General features: G+C 37.0%; 4 protein-coding genes and 1 pseudogene. 1 reads left to right on the forward strand and 4 read right to left on the reverse strand.

From position 1 onward, the window contains the following. Position 1 precedes the first annotated feature (1 nt). From LV92_RS17250 to LV92_RS17265, 4 genes and pseudogenes are all read right to left on the reverse strand, one after another. Positions 2-2377, reverse strand: a complete 2376-nt coding sequence (locus LV92_RS17250; RefSeq protein ID WP_111624831.1) for a GumC family protein — start codon at positions 2375-2377, stop codon at positions 2-4. Between the two features lie 23 nt (positions 2378-2400). Further along, complete coding sequence (locus LV92_RS17255; RefSeq protein WP_245946425.1) at positions 2401-3159, reverse strand: polysaccharide biosynthesis/export family protein; 759 nt, start codon at positions 3157-3159, stop codon at positions 2401-2403. Between the two features lie 57 nt (positions 3160-3216). Next, a pseudogene (locus LV92_RS17260) lies at positions 3217-5171 on the reverse strand (polysaccharide biosynthesis protein). Next, positions 5168-6301: a DegT/DnrJ/EryC1/StrS family aminotransferase gene (locus tag LV92_RS17265; RefSeq protein ID WP_111624833.1), complete on the reverse strand. Its 1134-nt coding sequence runs from the start codon at positions 6299-6301 to the stop codon at positions 5168-5170. The pseudogene LV92_RS17260 and the gene LV92_RS17265 overlap by 4 nt, the downstream one beginning before the upstream one ends. Positions 6302-7123: 822 nt before the next feature. Here LV92_RS17265 and LV92_RS17270 point away from each other — a divergent pair. Further along, positions 7124-8751 (forward strand): Ig-like domain-containing protein (locus LV92_RS17270; protein ID WP_211323010.1); only part of this gene is annotated, 1628 nt, incomplete at its 3' end.

The raw sequence follows: 8751 nt of genomic DNA on the forward strand, positions 1-8751 counted from the left end.
ATTAGAACTGCCACCATTTTTTATGGGATTTGCCATATCCATATCCATAAGATCCGCCATATCCCAAATTGGATACCTTTACATTGTTCACAACAAAGGATAATCCATTTAATTTTCCCTCCTTTTTTAATCTAACCGGGAAGTCCAGTACTTTCTTCTCTGTAAACCCTGCTTTGGTTACATAGATAATGTGATCTGCATATTCTGTAATCAATAAAGTATCTGTAACTACCATCAAAGGCGCGGTATCTACTACAACATAGTCATATTTCCCAGAAACCTCTTCCAATAATTCTTTCATTCGGCTGCTCATTAAAAGTTCTGCCGGGTTGGGTGGAATTTTTCCTGAGTATATAACATCTATAGTATTGGTGTGTACCAACATGGAATGTGTAATTTCTTTAATATTCAAATCTTTATCGTACAAATATTCCGTTAATCCAGTATCTCTATTTCTGGAGGACCCGCCCAATTCATCGATATTTTTATTTTTAAAGAAACTGTACAATTTTGGATTTCGAATATCTGCCCCAATTAATAGTACTTTTTTATTGGTACTGGCAAAAATCATGGAAAGGTTAGAGGAAAGAAATGTTTTCCCTTCCCCTGGAACAGAAGAGGTAATATATATTAAGTTGCCCTTACCAGAGTCGCTTTTGGACTTTATCATGTAGTCTAAGTTGGTCCTAATAATCCTCAAGGATTCTGCCAAAATAGAACGATCATCCTTACCCACCAACTTTGCCTCCTTCTTACCCAGCTTAGGCAGTTCCCCCAATACAGGTATGTCTCTAATTAATCTCTCCAAACCGGTCTTACTATGCACTTTATTGTCCAGTAAGTCGTTGGCATAGATTATTGAAAATGGTATAATTAATCCGAACAAAAAGAAAGATAAGTACACAATCTTACTATTGGGAGATACAGGCAATGGACTAACACTATAGGATTGATCAATTATTTTTGATTTTGGTTTGGCCGATGCGTAAGAAATCTGGGATTCCTCCCTTTTCTGAAGCAGATACAGGTAAAGAGATTCCGTAGTTTCCTGTTTTCTACCAATATCCCTTAACGCACGTTGATTTTTGGGTGCAGCATATAATCTAGAATTCACCTTGGACAACTGGCTACTTAAACTATTAACCTGAAGTCCCAAGTTATTCGTCATACTCCCCAAACTGGATTGCATACTTCGCTTTAGGCCCTCCAATTGCTGATCCAAATTTACAATAATTGGGTTCTTTTCATTGGAACTTTTTAACAATCGGTTTCTTTCCGATACCAATTCGTTGTATCTAGCCGTGGTATTGGCAATAGTAGGATCAGACAAACCTACATTGGAAGGTAGAATTTCATAACCCTCCTGACTCTCTACCAAGTCCTTCATTGAAGAAGCAATGTCTAATTGTAATGCCGTATTTTGCAATTCTTGTTGGCTACTGGCACTTACCGTTAAATTAACACTGGCTTGTGATGCAATATCAGTAATACCTCTTCCCGCTTTATAATCTTCCTCACTTTGGTCTTGTATAGAAAGGCTGGAATAAATATCCGTAATCCTGTCATCGATAAACTCAGAGGTTTTATCCGCTATGGCCTTCCTATCCGCAACGGCATTGTTATTATAAGTTTCTATAAGAGCATTTATAATGTCATTGGCTTTTTGAGGTATTGGATCGTTCAAGGAAATGTTTAGGATATTGGAATACTCAGCGGCCGGCGAAACCATTACTTTTCTCTGGTATTGCTGTGCCACCATTACGACTGGGGTAACACTTACCTTATATTTCTTGTCTTCATAACTTGTAATATTAGCTACATTTGGTGTAATAACAATATCGCCCATAGGAGTACTAATGTTTTTTCCATAAGCATAGGGTTTTAACGGTATATCCTCATCCTCGGTGTACCCAAAAGTAGTTGCATTGGACAAGGTCAAATAAAAGCTAAATTTAGCATTGTTCACTATCGAATCCTGTGCTATAAAATTAACTTTAAATGGAGGATTCCGATATATTTCCGAATCCAATATCTTCCCCAAGGAGGTAACCTTTACATTAAGGCCCAACTTCTTTACTACCTCAATTAAATTGGACCTAGAATTAATTAATTGTATTTCATCTTCCACCTTATTTGCACCACCTGGCATAACGCCAAGATCCTGAAAAGTACTAAGTTCGGAGGTTGAATTTTTATCGTCCAAAATCTGAATTTTGGCCTCGGCCGCATACTCTGGAATGGAATATCTTAGTTTAACATAACCAATAGCCAAAGCTACTATTACAGAAAGAACAAACCATTTCCAATGTTTGGTATAATTTGTAATAATTTCCTTTAATCCAAGTTCAGAGGATAGATTTTGAGAGTTCAAACCCATTGTAATCAATAATTTTATTGTATTTAATTTCTGGTAATCAACACTACGGTGGTAGTAATTATAATTGAAGCGATGGATAGTGCTATAGATGACCTACTATCAAGAGTTGCGGAGGCAATAAGTGATTTGTTGGGCTCAACATACACTACATCGTTTTGAGTTAGGTAATATACGGGCGAGTTTAAAACTTCTTTTTTGGTGAGATCTATACGGGTATACACTTTGGTTCCGTTAAAATCACGGATAACCATAACATTTTCGCGCATCCCCTTTATGTTAAGGTCCCCTGCCAATCCCAAGGCTTCCAATACCGTAATTTGCTCTCCATTTACTGGATATGTACCTGGCCTGTTAACGGCACCCAAAACAGTAACGGTGAAATTTTTTAAACGAATATTAATTATGGGATCTTTTAAATAATCCTTTAATCGCTCGGTTAACAAGGTTTTGGCCTCCCCAGGAGAAAGTCCCAATAATTTTACTTTGCCCAAAACCGGAAAATCTATTTCACCATTTTTATCAATGATATAATCCAACTCTTCAGGTCTCATTCCTCCCTCCACATAACCTTTCATAATATTGAAAGGTACACTGGCCTGTGGGTCTAAGGTAGAAACATTAATACTGATTACATCATCAATCTTAAACCGGTTTAAATTGGAATTATCGCTGACTATGGTCTCAAAAGCACTGGCATTCTGAAAATATACCACATCTTTTTTAGACCCACAGGAGGATATTAATACTGTAGATACAACTAAGGCAAAAACTCTTAAGCCCATAATTTTCGTGTTTTTAAACATAATTTAGCGGATTTCTAATACAAGTATAATGAAAATTTAGGACTGTAAAATTTTCTTTGTAAGGATTGTATGGGCTGCAACCTCAGCTTCCTCAACGGGTTTGGATTCTTTTTTATCCAGTTTACAAAGTTCTGAATTATTTGAAACATATTCAGGTACAATCTCTTTCATCAACTTCACCGTGTTCTCATTAAAAAACATGTTAGAAACACATAATTCATTGATTTTGGATTTGGTCTCCTCATAAAACAGTTCCCTGGACTTACTGATCATTATTTTCTTATGATATGTAGGCATCGTATCTTCCCCATTGGCCAGAAGTTCCTCATATAATTTTTCCCCAGGTCTAAGTCCCGTAATTTTGATATCGATATCTTCAGGATACTTGAGCCCAGATAATTTGATCATATTTTTCGCAAGGTCAAAAATCTTTACAGAATCACCCATATCAAATATAAATATTTCACCCCCTTGACCCATTCCTCCTGCTTCCAAAACCAACTGCGCAGCCTCAGGTATGGTCATAAAATACCGAGTAATTTCCTTATGGGTAACCGTTAATGGGCCACCTTTCTCTATTTGTTTTTTAAACAGAGGAATTACGGAACCATTGGACCCCAAAACATTACCAAATCTTGTGGTAATAAACTTCGTCTTCTTGTATTGTTCGGCACAGCTAATGTACATTTCTGCTATCCTCTTAGTGGCTCCCATTACATTGGTTGGATTAACCGCTTTATCTGTGGAAACAAAAATAAATTTATCCACATTATTGTCCAATGAAAGGTCCACGATAACTTTAGTACCTGCCACATTAATTTTAATGGCCTCATAGGAATTATACTCCATAAGCGGCACATGTTTATAGGCTGCCGCATGGAACACCATATTGGGCTTATATTCCTGAAAGATAGAAGACATTCTGTTTTTATCCCGTATATCCCCTACTATTGGAATGAAATTATGGAACCCGTTCTGCTTTAATTCCTGCTGCAAGTCGTACAAAGCAGATTCGGCCTGATCAATAACAATTAAAGATTTGTATTCGCAATTGGCAATCTGCCTTACCAGTTCACTACCAATTGAACCTGCACCACCAGTAACAACGATCACCTTATCCTTAAGTTCATTGGCTATTCTCTTATTCTTGATATTTATAGGTACTCTATCCAAAAGGTCTTCGATCTGTACCTGCTTGATCTGGGATATTTTTAGCTCACCATTGATCCAATCTTCAATAGGAGGTACAATTTTTACTTGCACCGGGAAATCCACTAATTCTTCTACCAATTGTCTCAGCTTATTGTGATCTATATTCTGTATAGAAAAATAATCTCGGATATATCATTGCTTTTTATAAAATAGTCTGTAAGTACCTCTGGACCATATACTCGTACCCCATTGATATTTTTACCAACTTTTTCATAATCCTTATCAATATAACCCACTACTTTGGAAATACTACCACTGTGGCCCGTCAAGGCATTTTGGGTTAGGATACCAGATTCCCCGGCGCCGTAAATAATAACATTTTTAGTGATTTTAAACTGCTTCACAAAGTTGTAATAAGCCGTCTTAAATACATATCGAGATATTGTTAATGCTATAAAATTTAATAGACTATGTATAATTATAATAGATAAGGGTACAGTAAAACCCTCCATATAGTCCATCTCCCGATTAAGGATAACCATAAAAATAGTTATGATACTGGACAAACAAATGGCATTAAAGATATTGTAAACGTCCCGAACCCCAGTATGCCGCACTACCCCTTTATAAGAACCGGTTATTAAAAAAGATATTGCACCAATTGCTATAATGATAGGCAGCTGCAATAGCAATTTATCACTATCAAAGTTAAGAGTGAGATTAAAACGGATAAGATAGGAAAACACAAAGGTTATGGACACCAACATTAAATCGATCACCAATACGATCCATTTGGAAGTATATTTTTGTGCCCTATTGGTTAAGTAGTGTTGTATCATTTGGTCATTGTTATTTTAATTACTTCTATTACTCGGTCCAAATCGCCTATTTGCAGATTGGAACCACTGGGAAGACATAAACCTCTGTCAAACAAATCTTCAGAAGTGCCATCAACATAATTATCACAATTTTCAAATATAGGCTGTAAGTGCATTGGCTTCCATAAAGGTCGGGATTCTATATCAACTTCCTGCAGCGCTAGGCGTATTTTTTCACGAATTTGTACAGATGGTGTCAAAATACAGGTAAGCCACCTATTGGAATACATTTCTGGCATTTCTTCCAAAAATTCAATTTCTGAAATATGCCCCAATTTTAGTTTATAATATTCAAAATTAGATCTTCTGGCTGCCACTCGGTCGTCCAGAACTTCCATTTGTCCTCTTCCAATTCCAGCTAGCACATTGCTCATTCTATAATTATAACCAACTTCTGAGTGCTCGTAATGTGGGGCATTATCCCTAGCTTGAGTGGCCAGAAAGACGGCTTTTTCCTTGTATTCCTTATTCTTTGTAACCAAGGCTCCACCCCCAGAAGTGGTGATTATTTTATTTCCATTAAAAGACAATACACCAATATCTCCGAAGCTGCCACATTTCACACCTCCATAGGTACTCCCCAAGGCTTCTGCACTATCTTCCAACACAGGGATACCATATTGTTCACCAATAGCCTTTACCTCATTAACCTTATAGGGCATTCCATAAAGATGGACCGCAATAATGGCCTTTGGTTTTTTACCTTTTGAAATCCTGTCCTCTATAGCTTTTTTCAGCAAAACAGGTGAAATATTCCAAGTGTCCTTCTCACTATCCACAAATATTGGTTTGGCTCCCAAATAACAAATTGGATTGGCTGAAGCGGAAAAAGTAAAACTTTGACAAATTACCTCATCACCTCTAGACACCCCAAGCAATACCAAACCTAAGTGGATGGACGCTGTGCCTGAACTTAAAGCTGCAACATTTACCTCGTTATCCAAATAGTTTTCAATGCTAGCTTCGAACCCATTTACATTGGGTCCCAAAGGCGCTACCCAATTGGTATCAAAAGCCTCGTTCACATAATGCTGTTCCATTTGCCCAATATGAGGAGAGGAAAGCCAAATTTTCGAAGTAGTAATGGTCATTAAAATTTAGGGTTTATTTAAATCTCTTCAGCAAAAATAAATATACTTTTTGGTAATAAATCATTATAGCTTTTAATTTCGTTTAAGAATAAAAAATATCGTTTAACTACCCTAAAAACAAAATTCAACCCAAATATCAACCCTTCATCCACTGTCACTTTTAATAAGCTACAACATTTGTCTGACCTTTAAACTTTAGATTTCAGAAACTGCATTGGTACTATCCCACTATTTTCTAAACCAAAATTTTTTGAGAACTACTTATGTCAATCCAATTGGCTTTACTAAAGGCCGGCTGGTTCAAATTAATTGGTATCATATCATAATAACTCCCGCACCAATCCTATTTTTTCTTGTTACGTTTAAAAAATAAGACACTAAATCATTAATTAAATCGGATTAACCTGTCATATCCGTATTGATGAATAATTTAAATACTTACACTTCCTGTGTTTGTAAAAAAATTGGCCAATTAATACCTAAGCACAAAAGTTCAATAAAAATACAGAAATACAGAAATACAGAAATACAGATCGCAACCACTACATCATAATAAGTTTTAAACTGGTAGGACAATTTGAACGGAAACCTTCTAAAAAATATTGACTAGGTGTTAGAAATATTAAAATATCTTAAAGAAAAGTGCATTTCATCGAAAATATCACTTTCAAAAATCCAAACTACGAAAAGCAAACGTAACACCATCATTGCAACAGAATTGTGCATTTCATCGAAAATAGTAGGTCTTTTGCCGATGATGTGGTAAAAATAAATAATATTGCACAACCCAAGCATGTAACAATTAAATTAATGTCCTAACTTATGAAATTTCACCCCACGAAACTCTTAAAAGTGACCCTAGTATGTTCTGCCCTAATCTTAAGTTCTTCCTGTAATAAGGATTCCGATCTATTGGCAGAATATGTAATAGAAAACCCACAATCTTTTTTGGTAAATGATGTGGTTGTTACACTGGCCAACAATCCAATTGTTATTTCTCCTTTAAGTAATGATACTTTTGAAAAACCTGAAAAAGTGGCCATTACCGAGGTAACTCCTCCTAAAATGGGTACAGCGGTCGTTAATGAAGATAATACCATAACCTACACTCCCGATACCGACAAAACAGGCAGCGATGAGTTCGATTATTCCGCTTCTGTTACCAATCCAGACAATACTATTACAACAGAAACCGGATCGGTTACCGTAACTGTGACCAACAAAACCCCTACTACGGAAGAACCTGTGGAGATGGGAGTATTAAAGGCATTCCCGGGAGCCGAAGGATTTGGAAAGAACACAACTGGCGGAAGGGGCGGCAAAGTCCTGTTCGTCACTAATTTGAAGGATAGCGGTTCAGGGAGTTTAAGGGCTGCATTGGAAGCTAATGGAACCAGAACAGTAGTTTTTAGGGTTGGGGGTACCATATCATTAACGGATCCTATATATATAAAGCATGGCAATTTGACAATTGCAGGGGAAACCGCCCCAGGTGGAGGTATATTGATAAGGGGCGGGATGATACAGGTCGAAGATAGCAACGTAATAATAAGATATATTAGGTTTAGATTAGGGGCATCTACGGTAAGCGGTGACGATGTTTTTTCAATTACATCATGGAACGGAACGCTTGAAAATGTAATAATTGATCATTGCTCGTTATCTTGGGGTGATGATGAGAATTTTAATATGCGTGCTGGTTCTGGTGCTGCTGTAAGTAATGTAACAGTCCAAAATTCTATTATTTCGGAATGTGGTTATGGGATTCTATTGTATAAAAATATCCGTAATGTTTCATTTTATCAAAATCTTTTTGCCCATAATACAGAAAGGTCAATAAGGGCAAATTATGGAGAAGAAGGAGTATTCAAGTTTGAAATGGTGAACAACCTTATATATGGATTTGGGTTAGCTGCCACCAATCCATCCAACGGACAAAAATATACGATTCTAAATAATAAATACAAATATTCAAATGATATAGGAAGTAGTGCTTCCGACATGATAGGGGCAAGTGAAGCTGACCCAGGTGTACCCGATAGCTGGACTTATGCCTACATATCTGGTAATATCATACCATCAGGGGCGAATCTTAACAAAAGTAGGGTCGACGCATATATAGAGACTACTCCCTTTGCCACTTCTGGACTTACTGCAATTGCCAAACCTGCCAGTTCGGTAGAAACCAATATACTTTCTCACGTAGGCGCTAGTTTGCCCACAAAGGACGCGGTGGACCTAAGGATTATAGACAATTACAAAAACAGTAAAGGAACTCTTACTTCATCAGGATCGTACCCTAATATAGCTGGGGGTACAGCCTATACGGATACCGATGAGGATGGCATGGACGATAACTGGGAACTTGGGAACAACCTCGACCCAAAGGACAGCAGCGATGGCCAAAAAGACAGGAATGGAGATGGCTATACCAATCTAGAAGAGTTTTT

Origin of the sequence: Arenibacter echinorum, from assembly GCF_003259375.1 — a bacterium.
In the GTDB taxonomy this organism is placed as follows: domain Bacteria; phylum Bacteroidota; class Bacteroidia; order Flavobacteriales; family Flavobacteriaceae; genus Arenibacter; species Arenibacter echinorum.

What these genes read in the sequence shown, in the direction of transcription:
- LV92_RS17250 (WP_111624831.1), bottom strand. Translation starts at nt 2,377, where the DNA reads ATGGGTTTGAACTCTCAAAATCTATCCTCTGAACTTGGATTAAAGGAA.
- LV92_RS17265 (WP_111624833.1), bottom strand. Translation starts at nt 6,301, where the DNA reads ATGACCATTACTACTTCGAAAATTTGGCTTTCCTCTCCTCATATTGGG.
- LV92_RS17255 (WP_245946425.1), bottom strand. Translation starts at nt 3,159, where the DNA reads ATGGGCTTAAGAGTTTTTGCCTTAGTTGTATCTACAGTATTAATATCC.